The following is a 23,343-nucleotide window of genomic DNA, read 5'->3' as shown; positions in this document are numbered from 1 at the left end:
ATCGCAGGATTGCGATTGGCGGCAAATCTTTCCCATTATGGGTAATATGTCAACCCCAATATGGGGAAACTATCTCGGCGACATGTGCGTAACGCGCGCTGCCCATACTAGCTCGACGTCTTCGATCGGGCTTTCAGTTTGAGAATGCAGGTTGAAATATCCGGGCCTTGGGCCGCGCATGAGCTTCTTCACGAGCACACGTCCATCGACCGTCTCGCAGATGACGAGCTTGCCGACCAGGTCCATCGTGACTGGATTTCTGACCTCGTCATAGTAGACCAGCCACTGGTTGAAGAATGAACCGAGCGAATCACCGCGAACTTCGAGCGCCACCGTGTTTTCATTCCCTCCTGGCGGCATCGGAACCTCGTCGAGATGGCCTTGGGATTCCCCATAGAAGTGCGCCGCAGCGCCTGCGCCGACATATCCCATTAGCGGAGCGGTCATCTCTTCCATGATCGCCGACGGCAGAACGCCAAAGGCCTTCGCCGCCAGTGCCATGTAGTCGCTCGTCATGCGCCGCTCGCCACGCTCCAGCTTTATGAACTGGCCGCGCGAGACACCCATCTCTTGCGCGGCCTTTTCGTGCGTCCAACCAGCCGCTTCTCGCAGTTCTTTCAACCGATTTCCCATATCGGGGAACGTGGCACGATCCGCATATCCGTGTCGTTCCCCATATTGGGGTTGACAATATTCCCCGGATTGGGGAAGTATGCGCGCCATGTTGCTCGCTGCCTGGATCACTGGTCACGACCTTTCGCCCGAAGACTTTGCCAACAAACTTGGCGGCGTCTCGGGTTCCGGCGTGCGCAAATGGATGAGTGGCGAGCGCCAGCCTGATGCCGACATGTGCGAGCGGATTTTTATCGTCACCAGCGGCGACGTGACGGCAGCCGACATGCACGCCGTGCGGCTTGCATGGCTGAAGGGAAACCGTCCGGAAAAATTCAGTGCACCTATGCCGACACCCGAGACGGAGGCCGCAGCATGAGCCCGCGCTTGTCTTCGCCCGCACTCGCCGATCGTGGCGCGCGCCTTGCCGGCGTCGGTTTCACTGACCGCCTCGTGCCGCGCCAGGTCGGCGCCGTTGATTATGAATTCCCCGCTGCGCCGGTTCCCCAAGAGCCTGACCGCGCAGAGCCTGCCGCGCCGTCCGGTTCCTCCTTGGGCGGCGCGGCTTTTCAGTTCACCGGATCCTTGTCCGTGGGGGCACGCGACGAGGGTGACAGCGCGCCGGCGGTTGATGCCTCTTCGGCCGGCGCGCTCGCCCACACCGCTATCCTGCTGCCCGACCATGTGATGGTGCTGGTGCGCGCGGTCGCCGCCTATGAGCGCTGCACCAATGATCGTGCCGTTGCGCTGGCGCTGACTGAATACGCCACGGCGATCGGGGCAGGGGTGTTGGCCCGTGCCGTGGCCGATCTGGATGACGAGTTCGCCGAGGTGCCCGCGCATGCGCGCCTGGCGGCAAACCGATTTCGAGGTGGCGGACCATGAGTGCATCTGCTTGCGGGCCTCCGTGAACTGACGCCCGCTTTTTGAATCTTTCGCATCGATCCCGCCACGGGATTTTCCGCCGGTTCGTCCCGGCGCGGGACGGATTTTGCTTTTCGAGGACTTGAGCCATGACCACAGCCCGCGTGCTTCGCATCAAATCCGCGCAGAACCAGCTCATCGCCTTGTGCGGTGGCCTCGACGGCTCGGCGGAGATCGGCAATTTCGGCCGCTCCACGGTCGGCCGCTGGGCGGATCTCGGCGACCCGACGCTGATGCCGCTTGGCGCGCTCATGGCGCTCGAGGCGCATTGCGGCCAGCCGATCGTGACGGGCGCCCTTGCCGAAGTGAACGGGCGGAGGCTGTCCGATCCTGATGCGGAGACGGTGAACCAAGGAACCGTGATGGCGCGCCATGCCGACGCCATCATCCAGGCCGGAGAACTGATGGCGGCGGGCGCTGCCGCCTTTGCCGACGGCAAGGTGACGCCGAACGAAGCGACCACCATCGACCGCGCCGCCGCCCAACTGGAGCGCGGGCTTTCGCAATACCGCCAGGCGCTGGCCGGCATCCGCGCCGCCGGCGGGCTGAAGGTGGTGGGGGAGTGACGATGGTCAGCCTTGCCCGCCGCGACCCCGAAGAGCGCGTCGACAGCTTTTATCGGTTCTCGGTCAAATGCGACCGCACGATGAACGCGCGGCTTGAGACTGCGGCACGCACCGCCGGCGTCAGCGTTACGACGTTCGTGCAGCGGCATTTCGAAACCATCCTCGACGAGCCGGCCGATGACACCGGCTTTTGCGCCGACACCTTCGGGCGCGCGCACCGGATATCCAGGCAGGCAGCGCGGATGTGGAACGCGATGCGGCTGGGCGCTGACGGCGCCGGCGTGATCAGCGGCGGCGTGCGCGACTTTGCCGCCGCGGCCAAGGTCAGCACCGGCCATGGCAGCGACTACTTCGCCGAACTCGTAGACGCGGAATTGATCCGCACCATCGTGCGCCCAGGCGGACGCGGCGGCGGGACATATCGCGTGGTGAGGGTGGGGTGAGACTGTGAACCCGCGCTTCTCCGACTATGTGACGAGCGGGGCGTTCAGCCTCACCCTGACACGCAACCAGATTTCCGAGCTGGCCTTCGCCGCCGGTGGCGAGCGCCGTCTTTTTGGCGTCACCGGCTCACTTGAGCGCAAGGGGCTGATCGAACCGATCAATGCGCGGCCTGAGAAGGACCCGCTGTTCGAACATGACGAACAGCACCTCGAATGGCGGCTGACCAGCGCCGGAGCCTTGACGCTCTCGCTGTTGGCGCAAGCCGGGCTGTCAAACGCCGGGACGGATGTCGCTGCGCGAGAGATCGACGACCTGCGCCAGAGCCTGTCGACTGCCAACGCATGCGCCCATGAAGCGAACCTGCGGGTGCGCTCGATGCATGCGCGGCTTGAAGAGGCTGAAGCCGTGATTGCGCGACTGGAAGCGCGCATCGCCGGCGACAAGATTCCGATCCGGTTTACGCCTGCCGATCCGCTTCCGGATGCCTCCATCGACGATCTGCTCAACCCCGAAAGGACTGGACCATGAGCCGCGTGCTCCGCACCTTCCGTGAAATGCTTGGCCTTCTGTCGCGTGGCGATTTCTCGCGCCACTGCGACAAGCTGCTGAACGAAGCCATCCTGGCGGTCGAGGAATGCCCGGCCGACAAGTGCAAGGCCGAGATCATCGTCAAGATCACGCTCGACTATGAGCTTGGCCGCATCGACATCAAGGCCGACGCCAAGAGCAAGCTGCCCGACACGGTCAAGTTCATGAAGACGCCGTTTTGGACGATGGACGGCCAGCTTTCGGTCGAGCACCCGAACCAGATCGACATGTTCCCGCCGCAGCGCAAGCGCGGCGAGCAGGCGGAAGGAGACGACGACGAGCGCGAAACCGCCTGACCACTTTTCCACCTGACGTCCAACCCAACGAGGATTTTCCAACATGTCCGACCCAAATCAGCCTCTCGACGCGCATGCCATCGAACTCATCAAAGCCCTGACGACCGAAGCCGCATCCGCCTCGACCGTTTCCATCAGCATCAGCGGCCTTGGCGGCGGCCTGCCGACCAGCGTGCCAATCGCCTTCGATCGCAAGAACCAGGCGTTCAAGTCGCTGAAGCCGTTGATCGAAGACTATCGTCTGGCGCCCGACCGTCGCAAAGGCACGGCCACGGTCGAGACGCTGGCCAGCTTCATTGGGCTGGTCGACCGGCACAAGGATGAAAACTCGGCGCTGTTCGGCAAGACCGTCTGGCCCGATCCGAAGCTGACCGCCGTTCTTGACTACGATAAGGAAGGCGTGCCGGCGCGCAACCGCTCACATCGCATCGTCTACGCCTTCCCGCTGACCGAAGAGTTCAAGTCCTGGGTCGCGACCAATGCCAAGCCGATGGAACAGGAAATCTTCGCGGCCTTCCTCGAAGAGCACTCGGCGGAACTCTCGGCGCCGACCGCAGGCGAGATCAGCGAATACGAGCGGCTGTTCAACGAGAAGATGGCAACGCCTTCTGAGGTGGTTGCCCTGTCGCGGCATCTGGAAGTGTTCGTTGCCGCCCGAGCCAAGCAGGGTGTGCGCCTGCAGACCGGCGAACGCGTGGTCGAGTTCTCCGAAGAGCACCAGAACGCCAAGGGCGAGTCGATCGTCGTGCCTGGCGTGTTCATGGTGTCGGTGCCGGCGTTCGTCGACGGCGATGCGGTGCGCATTCCTGCGCGGCTTCGCTATCGCGTCGCCGGGGCAAAGGTCGTCTGGTTCTACCAACTTTACCGCTGGGAATTCTATCTGCGCGAACAGGTCGGCTACGACCTCAAGGAAGCCGCCGAAAAGACCGGCCTGCCGGCCTTCGAAGGCGCGCCGGAAGCCTGATGCCCGGGGCACTCGCCATAGCTGCCGACGCGCTGCTGCCGTCTCTCGTCAAAGAGGCGGCGGCGGCGCTCGCGCGGGCCCAGAGCGCTGCAGAAGTATTGGCCGCGCGCGATATGGCGACGGCGACCTACGATGCGGCCAAGCGCTCAGCCCGCCTGAAAAGGGCGAAGGGAGCGCATGACGAACTGGTCGCCGCGACCTATCGCGTGCAGGCCGATTCGCTCGAAATCGAAAGCCTGGCCAAGCGCCGGCTCGCTGATGAGTACGATGCCGCTCAGCAACGTGGTGAGATAGGCAAAAAGGGCCAGCGCACCGACCTCGTTCCAGCCTCGAACAAGGTTCCAACAGCCGAAGACGCCGGCATGACGCGCAAGGAAGTGTTCGAGGCGCGGCAGATGCGCGACGTCATCGAACAGGATCCGGGCATCGTGCGCCGCGCGCTCGACCAGATGCTTGCCGCCGGCAGCGAGCCGACGCGCGCCGGTCTGAAGCGCGCCGCTAACCTGCGCGCGGCGATAGGCACTGACAGCGCCACGGCAGCCGAGCGCGGCAACAATCTCTATGAAACGCCGCCTGAGGCGATGCGCACGCTGCTGTCGTTCATGCGCTTCTCGGCCAAGGTCTGGGAGCCCGCCTGCGGCAAGGGTGCTATCTCACGCATGCTGGAGGATGCCGGCTATGAGGTCGAGCTGTCCGACCTCGTCGACTATGGAACCGTCGATCGTCACGGCGAGCTGCAACGGTCCGAAAATTTCCTGGTCACCGTGCCGCGTGCCGACAATTCGGATCGGCCCGATATCGTCACCAATCCGCCCTATGGCGTCGACCTCAACGCCTTCGTTGCGCATGCGCTGCGCGCCCACCGGCCGCGCCGGATGGCGCTGCTGCTCAACCTAAATTTCCTGTGCGGCTTCGACGATCCCGACCGCTGCTTTGTCTTGGATGAATGCCCGCCGTCTTGGACCTACGTCTTCAGCCGGCGGCTGCCGATGATGCACCGCGATGGATGGGACGGCCCGGAAGCGTCGAGCCGGATGAACACAGCCTGGTTCGTCTGGGAACTGCGCATGCAGCCGGATGGCAGTGAAGGCTATGACGGCCCGCACCAGATCTTGCGCGTCGACTGGAAAGTGTTCGAGAACTCGAAGCCATGCGGGCCGCTCGATGACGAGACGCCGCCGCTGCCAATCTCCGCACCCGTGGGGGAGATGCGGCCAGAGGGGGGCAATGTCCCGCCAGCGGATGACGATCGCCCATCGGTGACGTCAGCAGAGTTCGCCGAATTCAAAATGCTCGGCGCGGTTGCCGATGGCATCAAGGTTTCCGGGCCGCTGTTCGAAACCCTCAAGGAGCAGGGCCTGATCTGGGCAGGCAAGGAATTGTCTGTCGGCGGCGGCAAGCGTCTCGCCGAACTGGGAAGACTGATTGACGCCGCGTCCAATGGCGATGCCGTCAATGTTGTTGGCGACAAGAAGCGAGGCTTCGTCGACGCCTTGTCCGATTGGACAGAATTCAGGCGGCTGAAGGCGCGTGACGATCTCAATCCCGACGAGATCGCGCGCCTCGAAGCGCTCCGGCCTATCGTCGAGGCTGAGACCGCGCCAGTCGCCGACGAACCGCCGCCAAAGAAGCGCGGCCGCAAGGAGGTGTCGGCATGACGATCCGCTACATGAACGTGCCGCTGGCGCCCGACTGGATGAAGATCACTCGACGCTTCTTCACTAGCATGATCGCGGAAAAGGCGATCGATGCCGGCCGGCCTGAATTGACCGGATTCGAGTGGGGCGTCTTTGCGCTTGAAGGCAAGGGCCGAAGGTCAAGACCGGTCGGCATGGCGATCTACTATCAGCCGGAAGGTCACGACCTGGTCTGGCTCGACCTTCTCTATGTCGAGCCTTCGCATCGCGGGCTGGGCATCGCAACATCGCTGATCGAACAAACGGCAGCCGCCGGTGCGGCATGGGGCGCAGCGCGTCTCGACTTCGGCGCTCTCTGCCACAACACGCGGATGTTTGCGCTGGCTGAAAAATGCGGCTTTGCCCAAACGGCGGTGCAGTTCGGGCGCGACATCAAGGCGGTGCCGGCATGAACGCCGCCGCCCATCTCGCCGCCCTGAAATGGCTGCGCAATCGCAACGGCGACGGCGTCTTCGATCGCTACCAGGTGCTGGTCGCGGCCGGCGAAAGCGCGCCGGTGCGGCGCTCGACCTGGTCGCGGCTCGAACTCATGGGTTTCGTCGAGCGCTACAACAACAAGCGCCGCCTGCGCGTCACCGAGGTCGGCCTGCGCGTCGATGTCTCCAAGGTCGGGGAATCGGCATGAGCGCGCCGACCCGCCCCGTTCTGCGCTGGCATGGCGGCAAGTGGCTGCTAGCGCCGTGGATCATCGAGCATTTTCCGGCGCACCGGATCTATGTCGAGCCGTTCGGCGGTGCGGCATCGGTGCTGCTGCGCAAACCCCGCGCCTATGCCGAGGTCTACAACGACCTCGACGGTGACGTCGTCAACCTGTTCCGCGTCCTGCAAGACCCTATTGGGGGGGGCGAGCTTATGCGTAGGCTCGAACTCACGCCCTTTGCCCGCGCCGAATTCGAACTCGGCTGGGATGCTACTGACGACCATGTGGAACGCGCTCGGCGGCTGATCATCCGTGCCTTCATGGGCTTCGGCTCGAATGCTCACTCAGACATGGGGCGCGGCCACAAGACGACCGGTTTTCGGGCGAACTCGTCGCGCTCGGGCACCACGCCGGCGCATGATTGGTCGAGCTATCCGCAAGCGCTTGCCGCCGTCATCGCGCGCATGCGCGGCGTCGCAGTCGAGAACCGTCCGGCGCTGCAGGTAATGCGGTCGCACGACTGGGCCGACACGCTGCACTATGTCGACCCTCCCTACGTCCATGCGACGCGCAACCGCCGCAACCCCTACGATCCGAAGCACCAATACCGCCACGAACTGAACGACGCCGACCATGTCGAATTGCTCGAGGCGCTGCGCGGTCTGGCTGGCATGGTGGTGCTTTCCGGCTATCCGTGCGCGCTCTATGATGACGCTCTGCCGGACTGGCATCGGGTTGAGCGCGAAGCACTGGCCGACGGCGCTCGGCCTCGTACCGAAGTGCTATGGCTAAACCCGGCATGTGTAGCAGCTCTTGATGCCCGCCACGGCGGTGCCTGCTCTCCGCTGTTCGCGAGGATGTCGGCATGACGTCCGATCCCTCCATCCTCCGTGCCATGTCCCGCCTGCGCAAGGCGCTGGAAAAGCGCATGCGCATCGACGATCGCGCCGAGGAGCTTCGCGCGCGTGCGTGCCGGCCAATCCGGGCCGGCACGCTGGCTGCTTTTGACACCGCCGGACTGGGACGCAAGCTGCGTCCGATGCTGGAATATGACGGCCGTGGCTGGCGCGCGCTGGCCGATGAGATCGGCGTCACCTCGCCCGACCTGTCCCGCGTCATGGCCGGGCAGGACATCGCCGCGCAAAAGGTCTTCGCCATCTGCGACTGGGCCGGGCTCGATGCCCGCGCCTTCTATCGAGCGCCGGTCGGCGCGCCGCCGCCGCGCAAGCGTCCTCGTCGCGGCTTGGTGTTTCACGGGAAAAGCACTGAAACAGGAGTTTCAATCTAATGGCACGTATCTATCTCGCTTCGTCCTGGCGCAACGCAAACCAGCCCGCCATGGTCGACCTTCTCCGGCAAGCCGGGCACCAGGTCTATGATTTCCGCAACCCGCCGCATTCAACCGGCTTCGGCTGGAAGGATGTGGCGCTGGTGGCGCCGTTCACCGCCGCCGAGTATCGCACCGCGCTCCTCACGCATCCGCGCGCCGCACAAGGCTTCAACGCTGATTTCTCGGCGATGCGCTGGGCCGACACCGGCGTTCTGCTGCTGCCTTGCGGCCGCTCGGCACATCTGGAACTGGGCTGGATGGCTGGTGCTGGCAAGCGCACGCTGATCGTCACGCAAGACGGTGAAGAGCCGGAACTGATGGCGCTGCTGGCTGATCAAATCTGCATCAGCGTCGATGAGCTTCTGGAGGCGCTTCGGTCGTGACCGATTCCATGCTGCCCATCCTGCGCCAGTTGCACGATGCCGATGGTGACCGCGTGCGCGCCGGCGTGCTGCTGCGCATGCCGGATTCCGTCATGCTGAAGTATCACGATGTCATCGATGCCGCCTGCCGCCGGGCCGGGTTCGAGACCGGCTCGAAGTTCCTGGCGGTGCGGGTGTCGCTGTCGCTGGCGGTTCGCTCCGACGCCGGCTTGCCGCCGGCGGAACTGGCAATCATGGCGGAAGAGTTTCGGGTCGGCATGGCCGAATTCGCCGCGGGTGGCACATGAGCGCGCTCGGCAGACAGGTCGATCCGCTAGCCCGTGCCTTGGCACCAGTGGTGCGCGAAATGCTGATGGCGGAGGTCGAGCGCATAGCGGCGTCGATTCCGGCGACAACCAAGACAAAGGCCAGCGCCGCTGATTCCGACATCATGAAAGCCTGCCGCGTGGTGGCCAGTGCCGCCGACCGCTTGGCGCAGGCGAAATACGGACCTGGCGAGATTGCCGCCCGCAAGTCGCTGGAGAATGCGGCGAACGGTCTTCGCCGGGCCATGGAACGCCACGGGCGCATGCCATGAACGCCGCCGTGCTCTCGCCCGATGCGACAAAGCTGCGCGACATCCGCGCGGCGCTGGCGGCGATCGAGCCGGCGGTGTGGACGCGCGTGCATGGCGATGCCGGCGCCTTCCTCGAGGCGCGCGGCGAGATGGGCGAACTGCCCGTGCTGCTGCGCTTCGAGGAAGCAACGACGGACGAGATCAGCTTCATCTGCGATGCGGCCGACAATGTGCGGTTCCTGCTGCGGCTGGTGACGAACGCCTTTGCCGCGATACGCGACCTGAAGGGCGAGCCGCCGCATCGCAACCAGCCTGCCGGCGAACCGGCGGCGACAGACGTCAAGAATTTCGCCGCCGAGTGCGGCATGAAATGCGGCGAACCGGCGTTCAAGGTGTTCCTCGAAGAACGGCACGGGCTTGAACGCCCGCTGACGCCGGAGCGCGTCGCGCAAAAGGTGCGCTCGCTGCTCGGCGTCACCTCACGAAAACAACTCAACGACGGCGGACGGGCCAGCGACGCATGGAAAGCGCTGCGCGCCGATTTCGCGGCATGGAAGAAGGCGGACAGATAATGGCTACGAAGAACAGACTATCCGATCTCAACGATCATCTCTTCATGCAGTTGGAGCGGCTCGACGATGCGACCCTCACCGCCGAGCAGATCGCTAGCGAGGTAGCCCGCACCGAGGCCATCGTAAAGGTGGCCGACAAGATCGTCGACAACGCCCGTCTGAACCTCCAGGCCTGCGAGCTTGTCGCCAAGCATGGTGACCGTTTCATGAAGCACTTGCCGATGATCGGTGCGCCCGATGTGCCTGCGCAGTCGCTGGACTTCAAGAAAAAGGTTGAGGGTGCCCAATGAGAGGCCGGCAAATCCGATATTGCGATGAGGAACTTTCCTTCCTGGAGGAGCGGCAGGCGTTCAGCCGCCGTGAGCTTCATGCCGCGTTCGTCGTGGAGTTTGGGCGCCCGGAAGTGACACTCGAGCAGATCAAGGCGCTGTGCTCCCGCAAGGGCTGGTCTACCGGTCGCACTGGTTGCTTCGAGAGGGGCACTACTCCGTTCAATAAGGGCAAGCCGCATCCTACACGGGGCAGGGCTGCCGAAACGCAGTTCAAAAAGGGCGGTATGTCGGGGGCGGCGGCTGCAAAGTATAAGCCAATCGGAACCGAGCGCTTCAACAAGGACGGCTACCTTGAGCGCAAGGTACACGATGGCATGCCGCACCAGTCGCGCTGGCGCCTGGTGCATGTTCTTCGCTGGGAAGCATTGAATGGTCCGCTTCCTGAAGGATCGGCTCTCAAGTGTCTGGACGGCAATCGTCGGAATACTGAACCATCGAATTGGCGGGCAGTTCCCCGAGCGCTCCTTGCGCGCCTCGGCGGACGCTATGGGCGCGGCTATGATGCCGCGCCCTCGGAACTCAAGCCGACAATACTGGCGATATCTGAGTTGGAGCATGCTGCCCGGGAACGTGAGCGGGAGCAGCGCGCATCATGAAGGGAGCCCGCATCCACTACAGCGTCGCCGAGATGGACTGGCTTGAGGCCAATCGCACGATGGTCATCAGCGACTATCACCGGGCGTTCGTTGCCGAATTCGGTCGCGACGATGTCGCGGCCATCAATCTGCATGGGCTGCGCAAGCGCAAAGGCTGGAAGGTTGGGCGTGCGCCTGGCCGATTCGCGGGCCGACATCTGCGCTACTCCACCGCTGAGATCGACTGGCTGCGCGACAACCGCACCATGGTCATTGGCGAGTATCATCGCGCGTTCTGCGCCTACTTCGGGCGACAAGACGTGTCCGAAGCCGCGCTGCATGCCCTGCGCAAGCGGATGGCCTGGAAGACAGGTCGAACGGGGCAGTTCAAGAAAGGTTCGGTCTCGATCAACAAAGGCAAGACATGCCCGCCAGGGCGTGGCGGTCGTCATCCAAACGCGCGCGCGACACAGTTCAAGCCGGGACAGCTTGCGCATAACCGGATTGGCCCTGGGCACGAGTCGATTGGTGACGACGGCTATGTCTGGATCGTCACCGATAGGCGCAACCCATGGACGGGCGCGTCAACCTGGCGGGTCCACAAGCATCGCTGGCTCTGGGAGCAGGCCAACGGCCCGGTGCCTGATGGCCACGTTCTCAAATGCTTGGACGGCAACAAATTGAACAGCGATCCGTCGAATTGGGCGCTGGTGCCGCAAGGGCTTCTGCCGCGGCTGAACGGCAAGTCCGGCGGCAACTACGACGTGGCGCCTGCTGAACTCAAGCCGGTCATCATGGCGATCGCGAAGCTGGAACATCGGGCTCGGGCCAAGCGAAATCGTGAGGTTGCCTGATGAGCGAAGTTCTCTTCTACGTCGGCCTGCATCAGCCGTCTGACGGACTTCATTTCGAGCGTGCCTGCATCAGCTGGCGTCGCCTTCTCAGGCGCAAGAAGCCCCTTGGGTGCGCCGAGGTGATAATCGACAGCGGCGCGTTCACTGAAGTCGTAAAACATGGCGGCTATCGGTGCAGTGTGGCCGAATATGCTGCCGAACTGCGTCGCCTGCATGCCGATGGCGTCGCATCGATCGTCGCGGCCGTGGCGCAGGATTATATGTGCGAACCGATCGCGCTGGAGCGGACTGGCCTCACGATCCTCGAACATCAGCGCCTCACCATAGAGCGCTATGACGCGCTGGTAGACGAGGCCCTGCCGTTTCCGATTATCCCGGTCCTGCAGGGATATGCGCCAGCCGACTATGTCCGGCATATCGAGATGTACGGCGACCGACTCAAGCCCGGCATGTGGGTCGGTGTCGGGTCGGTATGCAAGCGCAATGGCGATCCCGCGCGCATCGTCGACGTGCTGAGTGCGATTCATGCCGTGCGCCTCGATCTGCGCCTGCACGGCTTCGGCATCAAGTTGACGGCGCTTGGCCATCCTGGCGTGCGGGCGCAGCTCTACAGCTCCGACAGCATGGCCTGGAGCGATGCGGCGCGGAAGCAGGGGCGTAATGCCAACTGTTGGACTGAAGCTGCTGGCTATCGGGATGCCGTTCTCGCCGCAGTGGCGCGTCCGCCCGCACCTTGGCAGATGTCTCTGCCGCTTCCGGAACGGGTGCCAGCATGACAGGGCCTCGCCTCTCCATCATCCCGGCGCGCGCCGCCACGGACAGGGCGCTGAAGCCGCGCGACCTGCAGGTGCTGTGTGTGCTCGGGAGACATACCGACGAGCTTGGCTGGTGCACGCGCAGCCAGGTCAAGATGGCCGACGAGATGGGCTGCGCGCGCTCGACCGTGTTCGAGGCGATCGAGCGTCTGGTAAAGGCCAGGTATCTCGAACGGCATGTCGAGGAGACGACGTCCGGGCGCGACGCGGCGCACTGGTATCGGGTCATTCTCGACCCTGTGCACCCTAATCTTGCGGCAGTGAAACATGTCGACGAACCGGCCGATTCAGCCGCCGAAATACCCTGCCGACCAGTCGGCACCCCTGCCGGTATATCGGCACCCCCTGCCGGTCCAGAACCGGCACCCCCTGCCGGTCCAGGACCGGCACCTATTAACGACACTTCTCTAACGACCCCTCTTAACGTCGAGAGAGAGCGCGGACGCGAGGATGATCAGAAAGCGGTCGAGCGCTGGGTGAAGAAAACGCATCCGGGCTGGCCGAGCTACATCAGCGACAGCGTACCGAAAGCGGTGTCGGCGGCGATGGCACTGACCGCCGACGAGCGTGAGATGGCGGCCGATCGCATGGCCGAGTACGTCGCCAGCGCCAAGGTCGGCGGGCGTACCGTGATCTGCACCTTTGCCGTGTACTTGGCGGAAAAGCGCTGGGAGAAGCTGCCGCCGAAGGTCGAGGTCGCCGGCCGCGCCGACGACTATGCGCCGCCTTTCGGGCCGGTGTGGATGGGATGGGTCATCGCTGCCGTCATCGGCGGGCCGGAGAACGCCGGCGGGGCCACACAGGCTGAGCGCTGGCCGAAGCTCGATGCGCTCTACCGAATGGCACTGAGGGGCACGGGCTACCGCTTCAGCGAGCGCTGGCATGCGCTCAAGGGCCTGATGGTGGCGGTACCTGTCAGCACGCCGCAATGGATCGAATGGCGCGACCACTTCGCAAGGCAGGGCTGGCCCTGGCTGCCGGATCCGGGACGCGTGGCGTACTTCCCGGCTGGCGGGCCGGCAGGACTGGCGGAATTCGAACAGGCATTGCGAGGGAACCATGATGCGGGCGGACGTGAAGCGGCTGAGTGAGGCTGAAGTGATCGGCCCGACCGATCGGCAGACTGCCGCTATTGACAGGGTGCGCTCGATGTCTCGTCGCAGCCAGGCGCTGCTTGCAGCAGCAGGTCAAAGCGAATCGGCGCTGCACTGGTACGTGATCAGAACCGATGCGCATGCCGAAATGGATGTGGATAACCTTCTGGTCAAAGCCAATGTCGAGCACTGGCTGCCGTTCATGAAGGTGGCTGATCGGCGTCGTGGCGGTCGCAAAAGAGCCTGCCGCGAGGCTGTCAGCATGCTTGCCTGGCCTGGCTACATGTTCGTTCGCGTGGTGCCGTCGCCGGAGGCTTGGGCAGGGTTGCGGACGGTGAAAGGCATCGTCGGCGTGCTTGGTGCTGATGAGAAGCCGTTTCCGGTAAAGCACGAGAAAGTCTTGCAATTGCGGGTTTTCCTTGAAGGCAACGTGATTGCCATCGGCGAGATCGCCAAGGGCCTCAAGGTGGGTGAGATGGTGAGGGTGAACGATGGCCCGTTCGCTACCCACAACGGCATCGTAAGCGAGTTGTGTGAGGATGGTCGCGCACGGGTCGAGGTGATGCTGTTCGGTCGTGCCGTGCCGATCACGCTGGGTCTTGATCAGATCGACAAAGGGTAGTAGCGAATCCCACCCAGGACGCCCTGACAGAGTCGCACGCCGATCACGGTGGCAGCGCCAGCAGGACCCAGGTGAAGCACCCCAGCTTCACCGCGATGGAAAAGATTCCAGACATCATGGCAGGTTTCATCTCTCTCGAGAGCAACATTGCTGCGTGGACAAATGGGCTTGATCGCTTTGCGTCGCAGGTGCCGTTTGCCACGGCAAAGGCGCTCACAGCGACGGCCAACGAGGTGAGGGCGGATCAAAGGGATTTGCTCCCGCTTGTCTTCGACCGGCCAACGCCGTTCACGCTCAACAGTCTGCAGGTAACGCCTGCAACCAAGCAGCAGCTCAATGCTGTCGTTGGCTTTCGAGAGAGTACTCGCAGCCGCAAGCACTATCTCATGCCACAGGTCGAAGGCGGCAGCCGACCGCACAAGGGCTTTGAGAAGTGGCTCATCGGCAAGGGTGCGATGTCGAACAGTGAGTATGCCGTCCCCGCTGCTGGGTTGAGGACCAACGCTTACGGCAACGTCTCGCCTGGCGTCATCACTCAGATCCTCTCACAGCTTGCAGCATCACCAGATGCGATGCAGTGGGAGACTGCCAAGTCACGCAAGCGAGCTGGTGCCGATCGATCGCGATACTTCATCCCGAAAGCCGGGAGCAAGCTTAGGCGTGGCATCTGGCGGCGGACTGGTAAAGGCAAGGTCGAGCCTGTGTTCGTGTTCGTCAGGTCGGTTGACTACACCGTGCGCTACTCATTCTTCGACATCTCGGCGCGCATCGCAGAGAAGTCGTTCCCGCGCCAGTTCCAGGCTGCCCTGACCCAAGCGATCAGCACGGCTCGATAGGGCGAAAATTAGAAAAGTTATGAGGCCTAACCTGCTGGCCTGCTCGATGGACCCGCCAGGTTGGGTCCTCCCGGGGGGTCGACCGCCCACGGGTAATTCGGACCCCGGGACTTTTGCGATTTTGGGGCGGGCAAACACGTTCGGATGATGTTGTTGTTTTTGTTGTTGGAGCGATGAGCGACAGCACGCGCTTTCCATTGCCGCAAGGCGTTGCCGACGGGGTTCTGAACAAGGGCCAGTTGGCGCGCGCGCTCGGGAAGACAGAGCCGACAATCGATCGCTGGATGCAGGAAGGCATGCCGGTCCTCGATGAGGGGTCGAACGGCAAGGCCTACGCCTTCCAGCTTTCGCAGTGCTTCGCCTGGATGCAGGCGCGTGATGAGGCGTCTCGCCATCAGGAAGAGGCACAGGAGCGCATCGTTCGCCAGATGCAGCTTGCGCTGATCGGTGGCAAGGAAGGCGACACCGAGCGCAGTCTTCCGCCCTCGGAACGTATGAAGGTCTACGCGGCGGAATCGCAGTGGCAGGAACTTGCGCTGCGCCGCGGCGAACTGGTCGAGGCCTCTGCCGTGCTCGACCTGGTCGAAACGATCTTCGGCCTGATGCGGCAGGGCATCGAGACGTTGCCGGACACGATGGCACGCGAATGCGGCCTTGACGGTGCCCAGACGGAGCGCGCCGTGCGCGCCGGCGACGACATCCTCCAGGAGATCGCGCGTGCGGTCGATACATTCGCCGACGAACTCGCCAAGGCCGAGAAACCTGTGCCGGAGATGGCGCTGACGTGAACCTCCATCACCGCAAGGATTTCGGTCGCGACGGTGGTCAGCTTAGCTATGCCAGTCTGTCAACCGTGCTCCGGCAGGCACGGCCGGCCTTGCAGCCGCCAGACCGCATCGTTGTCTCTGAAGCGGCGGCAAAGTACCGGCGGATCAGCAACGAGGCCTATAATGGGCCGTGGCGCAACGACGTGGCGCCCTACATGGTCGAGCCGATGGACATGAGCACGTCCAGGCGGTTCCGCTGCATCGGCTTCGCTGGCCCTGCGCGAACCGCCAAGACCGACGCGCTCGTGCTCAACGTCATCGTGCACCGCGTGATCTGCCAGCCGCGCAAGATGCTAGTCGTCCACATCGGCCGCAACGAAGCGCGCGACTTCAGCCTTGAAAAGCTCGGCCCGATGATCCGCGCGACGCCGGAAGTGGCGCGCCGGCAATTGCCTGGACGGGCGAACGACAACATCTTCGACAAGCGCTTCCAGGGCGGCATGCGCCTCTCGGTCGGCTACCCGGTAATTGGGCAGCTCTCGGCGCGCGACCTGCCGGACGTGCTCTTCACCGATTACGACCGCATGACCGAGAACGTCGACGGCGAAGGCAGTCCGTTTTCGCTCGGCCGCAAGCGTATTCAAACCTTCGGCTCGCTGGGCAAGGTCATCGCAGAATCCTCGCCTGGCCGGCCGATCCTCGACGAAGACTGGAAGCCGAGCGCCAGCGAGCCGCATCGGGCGCCACCCTGCACCGGCATCCTGGCCCTCTTCAACGAAGGCACGCGCGGGCGCTGGTACTGGCCTTGCAAGGAATGCGGCCGGGAATTCGAACCGGATTTCTCGACCCTGCATTTTGCCAAAGCAGGGTCTCCGGCTGAGCGTGCCGCCACCGTGCATGCCGCATGCCCGCATTGTGGCGCTGTCTATGAGCATCGCCACAAGACGGAACTCAACCGGGCCGGCCGCTGGCTGCATGAAGGGAAGAGCGGCAAGCTGCTGCCGATCGGCGATATGGATCGTGATGTCGACACGGTGAGCTATTGGTTGAAGGGCACGGCGGCGGCGTTTCAGGACTGGCGGCAGCTCACCCTTACCTACCTCAATGCGGTCGAGCACTATCGCCTGACCGGCGATGAGCAGGCGCTGAAGTCGACGATCAACGTCGACCAGGGCTTGCCCTATCTGCCGCGAAATCTCTCCGGATCGGACGTCACTCTCGATTTCCTCAAGGGCAAGGCGGCCGAAGCGATCCAGAAGACCGCGCCGGCCGAGACGCGCTTCATCACCGTGTCGGTCGATGTCCAGTCAAACCGCTTCGTCGTCCAAGTCGAGGCATGGGGCGAAGGCCTTGAGCGCTGGATGATAGACCGCTTCGATATCCACACGCCGCCAGATAGCGCGCCGAATGCCAGCGACCGCGCCATCGACCCGGCGCGCTTTCCGGAAGACTGGGAAGCGCTGTTCCCGCTGCTTGAACAGTCCTATCCGGTGGCCGGCACGGAATGCGCGCTGCAGCCGGTTGCGCTGATCGCCGATTCCGGCGGCGCCGCCGGCGTCACGTCGAACGCCTATGCCTTCTACCGCAAGGCGCGCAAGGAAGGCTTTCGCCGTCGCATCTTCATCGCCAAGGGCCAGCCCGGTTTCGACCGCCCGCGCGCCTTGGAAAAAGCGCCGGAGAAGGTCATCGGCCAGCGCCGTCGCAAGGGCCAGGCGCCGAGTGACCTGCTGATCGTCAATGTCGGCACCGACGTACTGAAGGATGAAGTGATGGCGGCGCTGGCGCGCAATGAAACGGGCCAGATCAGCTATCACATCCCAGACTGGATCGACGAAGCGGTGCTGAAGGAGTTCACCGCTGAGCGTCGCACCGACAAGGGCTGGCGCAAGAAGGAAGGCCAGGTCCGCAACGAAGCGCTCGACCTGGCCGTCTATGGCCGCGCGCTCGCCATCGTGCTGCGCGCCGAAAAGATCAACTGGCAAATGCCGCCCGACTGGGCGCGCTCGGTGCCGGAAAACAGCTTCACCGTTATCGCCGGCGCGACGCCTGAACCAGATCCGGTTCCGGCCAGCGAATTACCCGCCGAAGTGCGTCCCGAAGAGGCGCCGGCGCAGCCACGGGTGAAGCGACGCGGCGGCTCTTGGATAGGCAAAAGGAAGTGGGGTTTCTGATGGCTTACACGCTTGCCGAGCTGGAGCAGCTGCAGCGCGCCATGGCGCGCGGCGTGAAGTCGGTGACCTATAATGGCGAAACCGTCGTCTACCGGTCGCTCGATGAAATGCGCCAAGCCGAGCGCGTCATGAAGTGCGACCTTGGCCTGATCACGTCCACTTCAAAGCGTCGCTTCGGCGCGGTCGACAAGGGTCTCTGATGGCAAAGCTTCCCATCATCGACCGTATGCTGGCGGTGGTCTCGCCGCAGCGTGCGTTGAAGCGCGCCCGCGCCCGTATGGCACTCAATGCCGTCATGCATTTCGAGGGCGCGGCGAAGAGCTATCGCACCAAGAATTGGCGCAGCACCGCCACCGATGCCAATGCGGCGGCCAATGGCCAACTGGCGAGGCTTCGCAATGCCAGCCGCGACCTGGTGCGGAACAATCCGCTCGCGGCACGCGCCAAGTCCGTCGTCGTCAACGCCATCGTCGGCTCCGGCATCATCCCTGGCGTCACCGCGGGCCGTGTGCAGCGCAAGACACAGATCGACCGGCTGCTGATCGACCATTTCGACGGCCTAGCCATCGACGCCGACGGCAACACCAATCTCTACGGCCTTGAGGCGCTTGCCGTCGGCGCCATGTTCGAAGGCGGCGATTGCATAATCCGCCGCCGCTATCGTTTCGCTGCCGATGGCTTTCCGCTGCCGTTCCAGCTTCAGGTGCTCGAGGCGGAATATCTCGATGACAGCAAGACTGGCCCGCTGCCCGGCGGCAACACAGTCATCCAGGGCGTCGAGTTCGATCAGATCGGCCGCCGCGTCGCCTATTGGCTATTCGACCAGCATCCGAACGGGCTGGCGGTGCTGCGCAATCCGATATCCCGGCGCATCGACGCCAAGGATATCATCCACCTGTTTCGCGTCGATCGGCCTGGACAGGTGCGCGGCGTGCCGTGGCTGGCTCCCGTCATCGTCACGCTCAACGACTTCGCCGAATTCAAGGATGCGCAACTGGTCCGGCAGAAGATCGCCGCGTGTTTCGCCGCGTTCATCCATGATCCGGATTTCGAAGGCGATACGCCCCAGCCGCAAGGCGGTGAAGGCAAGCCGGAACGCGAGATCGACGAACTCGGCCCTGGCATGATCGAGACATTGCCGGTCGGCAAAACGGTCAGCTTTTCGGACCCGCCCAGTCTAGGAGAGTTCACGGCCTATTCCGACGCCACGGGCCGCGACATCGCCGTCGGCGTCGGCATCACCTTCGAGAGCCTCACCGGCAACCTGTCCAATGTGAACTTCACTTCCGGCCGCATGGGCCGGATCGATATGGATGCCAATGTCGACGCCTGGCGGTGGCTGACCGTCATCCCGAAGCTGTGCGTTCGTGTCGCCGAGTGGTTCACCGAAGCGGCCTTCGTGGAGACCTCCTCCCGAGAGCCTTTCGCGATCGGCTGGACGCCGCCGCGGCGCCCGCTGGTCGATCCGACCAAGGAGATCCCGGCGATGGTCAAGGAAGTGCGTGCCGGCTTTACCTCGCGCCGCCGGAAGATCCGCGAAATGGGCTTTGACCCGGAAGAGATCGATGCCGAGGTCGAGGCCGACAACAAGGCCGCCGACATGGCCGGCTTCATCTTCGACAGCGATCCCCGCCGCGTAACCATCAACGGCCAGAGCCAGCAGAGCGGCCCGGCAAACACACAGGATTGACCCGATGCCCAATCTCATCGTCAACGGCGAATTGGTCCTCTATGGGCCGGTCGGAATTTCCGATTTCTGGGAAGATACTGGCTTCACCTCCATACAGGTGATGAGCGCACTCGCCGAGCTCGGCGGAGACGTCACCGTGCGCATCAATTCAGCCGGCGGCATCGCCTATGAAGGCGTCGCGATCTATCACCTGCTGAAGAACCATGACGGCAAGGTCACGATCGTTATCGACGCAATTTCCGCCTCCGCCGCCTCCGTCATAGCCATGGCCGGAGACGAGATCGTCATGCCGGAAGGCACGGTGATGATGATCCACAATCCGAGCGGCATCACCTTCGGCAATGCCGACGACCACCGCGAGACGGCCGACCTGCTTGAGCAGCTCGGCACGATCTGGGCGCAGGTCTATGTCAAGCGCACCGGCCTGCCGGAAGCCGAAATTGCGGCGATGATGAAAGCCGAAACCTGGCTTTCCGGCGAGGAGGCGGTTGCCAAGGGATTTGCGACAAGCACCGGCCAGAACGCCGCTGAGATCGACAAGGATCCGGTGATGAAGGTGGCCGATCCGACCTTCGATTTCTCGACCTATCACAAAGCACCGGCGTCGCTGATGACGCTGTCCAAGAATCGGAAGGCATCAGGCCTGCCGATGGTGGCGGTGATGTCCGCCCCGCTTCCCGTAAAACCGAAACAGGAGAACAAGATGCCTCCCGAACTGACCACGGCGGACACGACCACTTCCGTCACCATGACTGCAGAAAACACCGCCATCGTGCAGCAGGCGACTGCTGCCGAGCGCGACCGTGTCAAGCAGATCAGTGCCACCTTCCGCGCTGCGAAGCTCACCGACCAGGCTTTCCTCGACGATCTCATCAACAGTGGCAAGTCGCTGATGGAAGCCAAGGCGGCGATCGTCGACAAGATCGCGACGATGAACACCGAAGCCGGTGCCAACCAGACCAATGCCGGCCCGGCGATCGTCACCGCCGAAGCCAGCGACAAGTTCGTCCAGGGCGCGACTTTGGCTCTCACCATGCGCGCCCATCTCAAAGGCGGCGAGCGCAACGAGTATTCCGGCCTGACACTTGCGGAACTCGCCCGCATGTCGCTCGACGTACGCGGCCTGAAAAGCGGCGGCCTTGGAAAGCTTGCCATGGTTGGCGCTGCTTTCGTCCCAACGATGGCGGGCGGCATGCACACCACGTCCGATTTCGGCAACATCCTCGCCAACATCGCCAACCGCTCGATGACGGCCGGCTACGAAGAGGCTGCCGAGACTTTCCAGGAGTGGACCCGTGCCGGCACGCTGTCCGATTTCAAGGTGGCGAGCCGCGTCGGCATGGGCGTGTTCCCGTCACTGCGCAAGGTGCCGGAAGGCGCCGAGTACAAGTACATCACCGTCGGCGATTTCGCCGAGCCGATCGTGCTGGCCACCTATGGCGAGTTGTTCGCCATCTCGCGCCAGGCGATCATCAACGATGACATGGACGCCTTCACCCGCATTCCGCAGATGATGGGTCGCGCTGCCATCCGCACCATCGGCGATCTGGTCTATGCCATCCTCACCGCCAACCCGAACATGTCGGATGGTGTTGCGCTCTTCCATGCCACCCACAACAACCTGCTCACCGGCGCCGGTTCGGCAATGGCGCTGGCTGGTCTGTCGGCGGCGCGCGCGAAGATGCGCATGCAAAAGACGAGGGACGGCAAGGGCACGCTGAACATCACGCCGGCCTATGTCCTGACGCCGGTGGCGCTCGGCGACACGGCGCGGCAGTTGATCGCCAGCCAGGTTGATCCGACCAAGACCAATGCCGTTCCGAACCCGGTGCAGAACATGGCCAAGGTCATCGACGAGCCGCGCCTCGATGCCAACAGCACCGCGGCCTGGTATCTCGCGGCCAACCCGTCCTCGGCATCCACCATCGAGGTCGCTTATCTCGATGGCCAGCAGTCGCCGACGCTGGAGCAGCAGGACGGCTGGTCGATCGATGGGACCGAATTCAAGGTCCGCATCGACGCCGGCGTCGCCCCGAACGACTGGGTTGGCCTGCAGAAGAACGTTGGCGCGTAAGCCCGATAGGACGTCGCGCCGAAATCGCGGCGTCCATCCCTCGACCTTGAACCCCTGAAACGGAGCATTTCCATGAAGAACTATGTACAGGATGGCCGTGTTCTCACGGTCCCGGCCCCGGCCGACCTGCTTGCCGGCGCTGGCGCGCTGGTCGGCTCGATCTTCGGCGTCGCCCAGGTCAACGCCTTGAGCGGTGCCGACGTGCCGCTGGTCGTCGAAGGTGTATTCGAACTGCCGAAAACCAGCGCCCTGGCGATCGCCATCGGCGACAAGGTCTACTGGGACAACACCGCCAAGGCCGTCAACAAGACCGCCTCGGGCAACTCCCTGATCGGCTACGCGACGTCTGTCGCCGCCAATCCCAGCCCGACCGTCTGCGTCCGCCTCAACACCGGCAGCTTCTAAGCCGTTCGCGGAAAGGACCGGCAGGTCATGGGATTGTTTTCGGACCTGCCGGCAATCTTCACCGGCACCTTCAACGAAGACGATATCGTTGTCGTGACGCCCGTCGGGGGCAGCGCTCGCGACGTCTCCGGCAACGCGATCTTCCGCCGTGCCGGCGCGTTTGCGTCGGTAGACGAGATGGATTTCGCCACAACCAATCCCGAACTGCACATCCCGCAGGCTGACAGCGCTGATCTCGACGACGGCGCCGGTGTCTCGGTCCAGCACGGATCCGCCGCACCGGTTGAATTGTACAAGGTCACCGCGCGCTACCCGGATGGTCGCGGCATGGTGCGCTTTACCCTGATGAAATCATGACCCATGTTCGCAACCAACTGCTGCATTGGCTGAAAGGCGCACTCACCGTCACGAACGGCGCGCCCGTCACCATCCGTCGCGTCACTCCCTATCCTGAAAGCTTGGCCGGCGCGCTCGATCTGGCAGTTGCCAGCGAGCAGTCACAGGACATTACGTTGAAAGGCGCGCAGCAGCGCATCATTCGCATGCGCGTTCTGGCCGCCGCCAGGGGCGATTCCGAGGCGGCGCAGGACCAGCTCGACGAACTTTGCACCTTCGTTGAAATCACGATCGCCGCCGATCCGACCTTCGGCGGCCTTGCCCGCCAGTATGAGTATCGCTCAACCGAGTTCGTCTTTTCCGGTAATGGCGATCAGCCCATGTGCGTCGCCGCCATGAGCTTCGATGTCACCGTCCTGACGCGCCGCGAAAACCCGCAGGCCGTCGCCTGAATCATCCGCCCTGACGCCCTTGGGCAAGGCTCCCCGAACGATAGGAGGCCACCATGGCCGATCTCTTTGCCGTAGCTGGCGCTTCGATTTTCATGGGCAGCGTGGCGATGCCGCGGCCCGAAGCCGATGTCGCGGCGGCTGACTTTTCCGCCGTTACCTGGACGGAAATCGCCGACTGGATCCAGTGCGGTTCCTTCGGCGACACCAGCGCTCTGATCAGCACCGATGTCATCAATCGCGGGCGCACCGTGAAGCAGAAGGGCACGGCCAATGCCGGCCAGATGCAGAACAATTTTGCCATCAATTCGAGCGACGACGGCCAGCTCGCGCTGATCGCCGCCTCCAACACCAGGAACAATTACCCGTTCAAGGTCCAATGGGACGATTCTCCTGCGGAGCGTGCCTTTGTCGCGACGGTTACGATCGCCACGCCTGGCGTCTTCACCAAGGTTAATCATGGACTGTCCGTCGGCGACGCCGTCAAGCTTTCAACGACCGGTGTGCTGCCCTCCGGTCTAACTGCCGGCACCACCTATTATGTCAAGACCGCGCCGGATGCTGACACCTTCACGCTTGCCGCGACGCGCGGGTGGCTCGGCCATCACCACCACAGGGACGCAATCCGGCACGCATACCGTCACGACGCAGCCGACCGGCACGGTGAATTACTTCATCGGTCTGGTCATGTCGGCTGAAAATGCCGGCGGCGCCGCCAACACCGTGCGGACATTAAACTCGACGATCGAGA

Annotated in this window: 33 protein-coding genes; 32 read left to right on the top strand and 1 reads right to left on the bottom strand. The window is 63.6% G+C overall.

Annotated features, from left to right (window positions below):
- Positions 1–69: 69 nt before the first annotated feature.
- Positions 70–621: a LexA family transcriptional regulator gene (locus ACZ89F_RS16385; protein ID WP_476092976.1), complete on the bottom strand. Its 552-nt coding sequence runs from the start codon at positions 619–621 to the stop codon at positions 70–72.
- Between the two features lie 91 nt (positions 622–712).
- Between ACZ89F_RS16385 and ACZ89F_RS16380 the strand changes: the two genes are divergently transcribed.
- From ACZ89F_RS16380 to ACZ89F_RS16225, 32 genes are all read left to right on the top strand, one after another.
- Complete coding sequence (locus tag ACZ89F_RS16380; protein ID WP_476092975.1) at positions 713–991, top strand: helix-turn-helix domain-containing protein; 279 nt, start codon at positions 713–715, stop codon at positions 989–991.
- Positions 988–1,497 carry a hypothetical protein gene (locus ACZ89F_RS16375; protein ID WP_476092974.1) on the top strand — a complete coding sequence of 170 codons (510 nt, stop codon included), beginning with the start codon at positions 988–990 and terminating at the stop codon, positions 1,495–1,497. Before ACZ89F_RS16380 ends, ACZ89F_RS16375 begins: the two co-directional genes overlap by 4 nt.
- 128 nt (positions 1,498–1,625) lie before the next feature.
- A complete protein-coding gene (locus ACZ89F_RS16370) occupies positions 1,626–2,102 on the top strand; it encodes a phage regulatory CII family protein (protein WP_476092973.1) in 477 nt (158 codons plus the stop codon).
- A complete protein-coding gene (locus tag ACZ89F_RS16365) occupies positions 2,099–2,545 on the top strand; it encodes a hypothetical protein (protein ID WP_476092972.1) in 447 nt (148 codons plus the stop codon). Before ACZ89F_RS16370 ends, ACZ89F_RS16365 begins: the two co-directional genes overlap by 4 nt.
- Positions 2,546–2,549: 4 nt before the next feature.
- Entirely contained in the window at positions 2,550–3,074 is a 525-nt protein-coding gene (locus tag ACZ89F_RS16360; protein WP_476092971.1) for a hypothetical protein, read from the top strand.
- Positions 3,071–3,430, top strand: coding sequence for a hypothetical protein (locus tag ACZ89F_RS16355; RefSeq protein ID WP_476092970.1), 360 nt, complete (start codon positions 3,071–3,073; stop codon positions 3,428–3,430). Before ACZ89F_RS16360 ends, ACZ89F_RS16355 begins: the two co-directional genes overlap by 4 nt.
- A gap of 43 nt (positions 3,431–3,473) precedes the next feature.
- Positions 3,474–4,394 (top strand): DUF2303 family protein, encoded by a 921-nt coding sequence (locus tag ACZ89F_RS16350; protein WP_476092969.1) that lies wholly within the window; start codon positions 3,474–3,476, stop codon positions 4,392–4,394.
- A complete protein-coding gene (locus tag ACZ89F_RS16345) occupies positions 4,394–6,052 on the top strand; it encodes a hypothetical protein (protein WP_476092968.1) in 1,659 nt (552 codons plus the stop codon). Before ACZ89F_RS16350 ends, ACZ89F_RS16345 begins: the two co-directional genes overlap by 1 nt.
- Positions 6,049–6,483: a GNAT family N-acetyltransferase gene (locus ACZ89F_RS16340; protein ID WP_476092967.1), complete on the top strand. Its 435-nt coding sequence runs from the start codon at positions 6,049–6,051 to the stop codon at positions 6,481–6,483. The genes ACZ89F_RS16345 and ACZ89F_RS16340 overlap by 4 nt, the downstream gene beginning before the upstream one ends.
- The gene (locus tag ACZ89F_RS16335; RefSeq protein WP_476092966.1) at positions 6,480–6,716 is read left to right on the top strand and encodes a hypothetical protein; all 237 of its coding nucleotides are present in this window, start codon (positions 6,480–6,482) and stop codon (positions 6,714–6,716) included. Before ACZ89F_RS16340 ends, ACZ89F_RS16335 begins: the two co-directional genes overlap by 4 nt.
- Entirely contained in the window at positions 6,713–7,600 is an 888-nt protein-coding gene (locus ACZ89F_RS16330; protein ID WP_476092965.1) for a DNA adenine methylase, read from the top strand. The genes ACZ89F_RS16335 and ACZ89F_RS16330 overlap by 4 nt, the downstream gene beginning before the upstream one ends.
- Complete coding sequence (locus tag ACZ89F_RS16325; RefSeq protein WP_476092964.1) at positions 7,597–8,019, top strand: hypothetical protein; 423 nt, start codon at positions 7,597–7,599, stop codon at positions 8,017–8,019. The genes ACZ89F_RS16330 and ACZ89F_RS16325 overlap by 4 nt, the downstream gene beginning before the upstream one ends.
- The gene (locus ACZ89F_RS16320) at positions 8,019–8,444 is read left to right on the top strand and encodes a hypothetical protein (protein ID WP_476092963.1); all 426 of its coding nucleotides are present in this window, start codon (positions 8,019–8,021) and stop codon (positions 8,442–8,444) included. The genes ACZ89F_RS16325 and ACZ89F_RS16320 overlap by 1 nt, the downstream gene beginning before the upstream one ends.
- On the top strand, positions 8,441–8,731 hold the full coding sequence (locus ACZ89F_RS16315) for a hypothetical protein (protein WP_476092962.1): 291 nt from the start codon (positions 8,441–8,443) through the stop codon (positions 8,729–8,731). The genes ACZ89F_RS16320 and ACZ89F_RS16315 overlap by 4 nt, the downstream gene beginning before the upstream one ends.
- On the top strand, positions 8,728–9,021 hold the full coding sequence (locus tag ACZ89F_RS16310; RefSeq protein ID WP_476092961.1) for a hypothetical protein: 294 nt from the start codon (positions 8,728–8,730) through the stop codon (positions 9,019–9,021). The genes ACZ89F_RS16315 and ACZ89F_RS16310 overlap by 4 nt, the downstream gene beginning before the upstream one ends.
- Positions 9,018–9,572 carry a hypothetical protein gene (locus ACZ89F_RS16305; RefSeq protein WP_476092960.1) on the top strand — a complete coding sequence of 185 codons (555 nt, stop codon included), beginning with the start codon at positions 9,018–9,020 and terminating at the stop codon, positions 9,570–9,572. The genes ACZ89F_RS16310 and ACZ89F_RS16305 overlap by 4 nt, the downstream gene beginning before the upstream one ends.
- The gene (locus tag ACZ89F_RS16300) at positions 9,572–9,862 is read left to right on the top strand and encodes a hypothetical protein (RefSeq protein WP_476092959.1); all 291 of its coding nucleotides are present in this window, start codon (positions 9,572–9,574) and stop codon (positions 9,860–9,862) included. The genes ACZ89F_RS16305 and ACZ89F_RS16300 overlap by 1 nt, the downstream gene beginning before the upstream one ends.
- Positions 9,859–10,500, top strand: coding sequence for an HNH endonuclease (locus tag ACZ89F_RS16295; protein ID WP_476092958.1), 642 nt, complete (start codon positions 9,859–9,861; stop codon positions 10,498–10,500). The genes ACZ89F_RS16300 and ACZ89F_RS16295 overlap by 4 nt, the downstream gene beginning before the upstream one ends.
- Positions 10,501–10,559: 59 nt before the next feature.
- A complete protein-coding gene (locus ACZ89F_RS16290; RefSeq protein WP_476092957.1) occupies positions 10,560–11,333 on the top strand; it encodes an HNH endonuclease signature motif containing protein in 774 nt (257 codons plus the stop codon).
- Complete coding sequence (locus ACZ89F_RS16285; RefSeq protein WP_476092956.1) at positions 11,333–12,109, top strand: deazapurine DNA modification protein DpdA family protein; 777 nt, start codon at positions 11,333–11,335, stop codon at positions 12,107–12,109. The genes ACZ89F_RS16290 and ACZ89F_RS16285 overlap by 1 nt, the downstream gene beginning before the upstream one ends.
- Positions 12,106–13,239, top strand: a complete 1,134-nt coding sequence (locus ACZ89F_RS16280) for a helix-turn-helix domain-containing protein (RefSeq protein ID WP_476092955.1) — start codon at positions 12,106–12,108, stop codon at positions 13,237–13,239. The genes ACZ89F_RS16285 and ACZ89F_RS16280 overlap by 4 nt, the downstream gene beginning before the upstream one ends.
- Positions 13,208–13,864 carry a transcription termination/antitermination protein NusG gene (nusG, locus tag ACZ89F_RS16275; protein ID WP_476092954.1) on the top strand — a complete coding sequence of 219 codons (657 nt, stop codon included), beginning with the start codon at positions 13,208–13,210 and terminating at the stop codon, positions 13,862–13,864. Before ACZ89F_RS16280 ends, nusG begins: the two co-directional genes overlap by 32 nt.
- A 71-nt stretch (positions 13,865–13,935) precedes the next feature.
- Complete coding sequence (locus tag ACZ89F_RS16270) at positions 13,936–14,700, top strand: hypothetical protein (protein ID WP_476092953.1); 765 nt, start codon at positions 13,936–13,938, stop codon at positions 14,698–14,700.
- Positions 14,701–14,873: 173 nt separating this feature from the next.
- Entirely contained in the window at positions 14,874–15,488 is a 615-nt protein-coding gene (locus ACZ89F_RS16265; RefSeq protein WP_476092952.1) for a hypothetical protein, read from the top strand.
- A complete protein-coding gene (locus ACZ89F_RS16260) occupies positions 15,485–17,638 on the top strand; it encodes a phage terminase large subunit family protein (RefSeq protein WP_476092951.1) in 2,154 nt (717 codons plus the stop codon). Before ACZ89F_RS16265 ends, ACZ89F_RS16260 begins: the two co-directional genes overlap by 4 nt.
- Positions 17,638–17,838 (top strand): phage head-tail joining protein, encoded by a 201-nt coding sequence (locus ACZ89F_RS16255; RefSeq protein WP_476092950.1) that lies wholly within the window; start codon positions 17,638–17,640, stop codon positions 17,836–17,838. The genes ACZ89F_RS16260 and ACZ89F_RS16255 overlap by 1 nt, the downstream gene beginning before the upstream one ends.
- Positions 17,838–19,328 carry a phage portal protein gene (locus tag ACZ89F_RS16250; protein WP_476092949.1) on the top strand — a complete coding sequence of 497 codons (1,491 nt, stop codon included), beginning with the start codon at positions 17,838–17,840 and terminating at the stop codon, positions 19,326–19,328. Before ACZ89F_RS16255 ends, ACZ89F_RS16250 begins: the two co-directional genes overlap by 1 nt.
- A 4-nt stretch (positions 19,329–19,332) precedes the next feature.
- Positions 19,333–21,402 (top strand): ClpP-like prohead protease/major capsid protein fusion protein, encoded by a 2,070-nt coding sequence (locus ACZ89F_RS16245; RefSeq protein WP_476092948.1) that lies wholly within the window; start codon positions 19,333–19,335, stop codon positions 21,400–21,402.
- A gap of 72 nt (positions 21,403–21,474) precedes the next feature.
- On the top strand, positions 21,475–21,807 hold the full coding sequence (locus ACZ89F_RS16240; RefSeq protein ID WP_476092947.1) for a DUF2190 family protein: 333 nt from the start codon (positions 21,475–21,477) through the stop codon (positions 21,805–21,807).
- Positions 21,808–21,834: 27 nt separating this feature from the next.
- Positions 21,835–22,164 carry a head-tail joining protein gene (locus tag ACZ89F_RS16235; RefSeq protein WP_476092946.1) on the top strand — a complete coding sequence of 110 codons (330 nt, stop codon included), beginning with the start codon at positions 21,835–21,837 and terminating at the stop codon, positions 22,162–22,164.
- Positions 22,161–22,595, top strand: a complete 435-nt coding sequence (locus tag ACZ89F_RS16230; protein WP_476092945.1) for a hypothetical protein — start codon at positions 22,161–22,163, stop codon at positions 22,593–22,595. Before ACZ89F_RS16235 ends, ACZ89F_RS16230 begins: the two co-directional genes overlap by 4 nt.
- Before the next feature lie 53 nt (positions 22,596–22,648).
- Positions 22,649–23,290: a hypothetical protein gene (locus tag ACZ89F_RS16225; protein WP_476092944.1), complete on the top strand. Its 642-nt coding sequence runs from the start codon at positions 22,649–22,651 to the stop codon at positions 23,288–23,290.
- Positions 23,291–23,343 lie beyond the last annotated feature (53 nt).

The organism is Mesorhizobium sp. USDA 3734, assembly GCF_056279665.1.
This window is presented reverse-complemented; position numbering and strand designations above follow the sequence as displayed.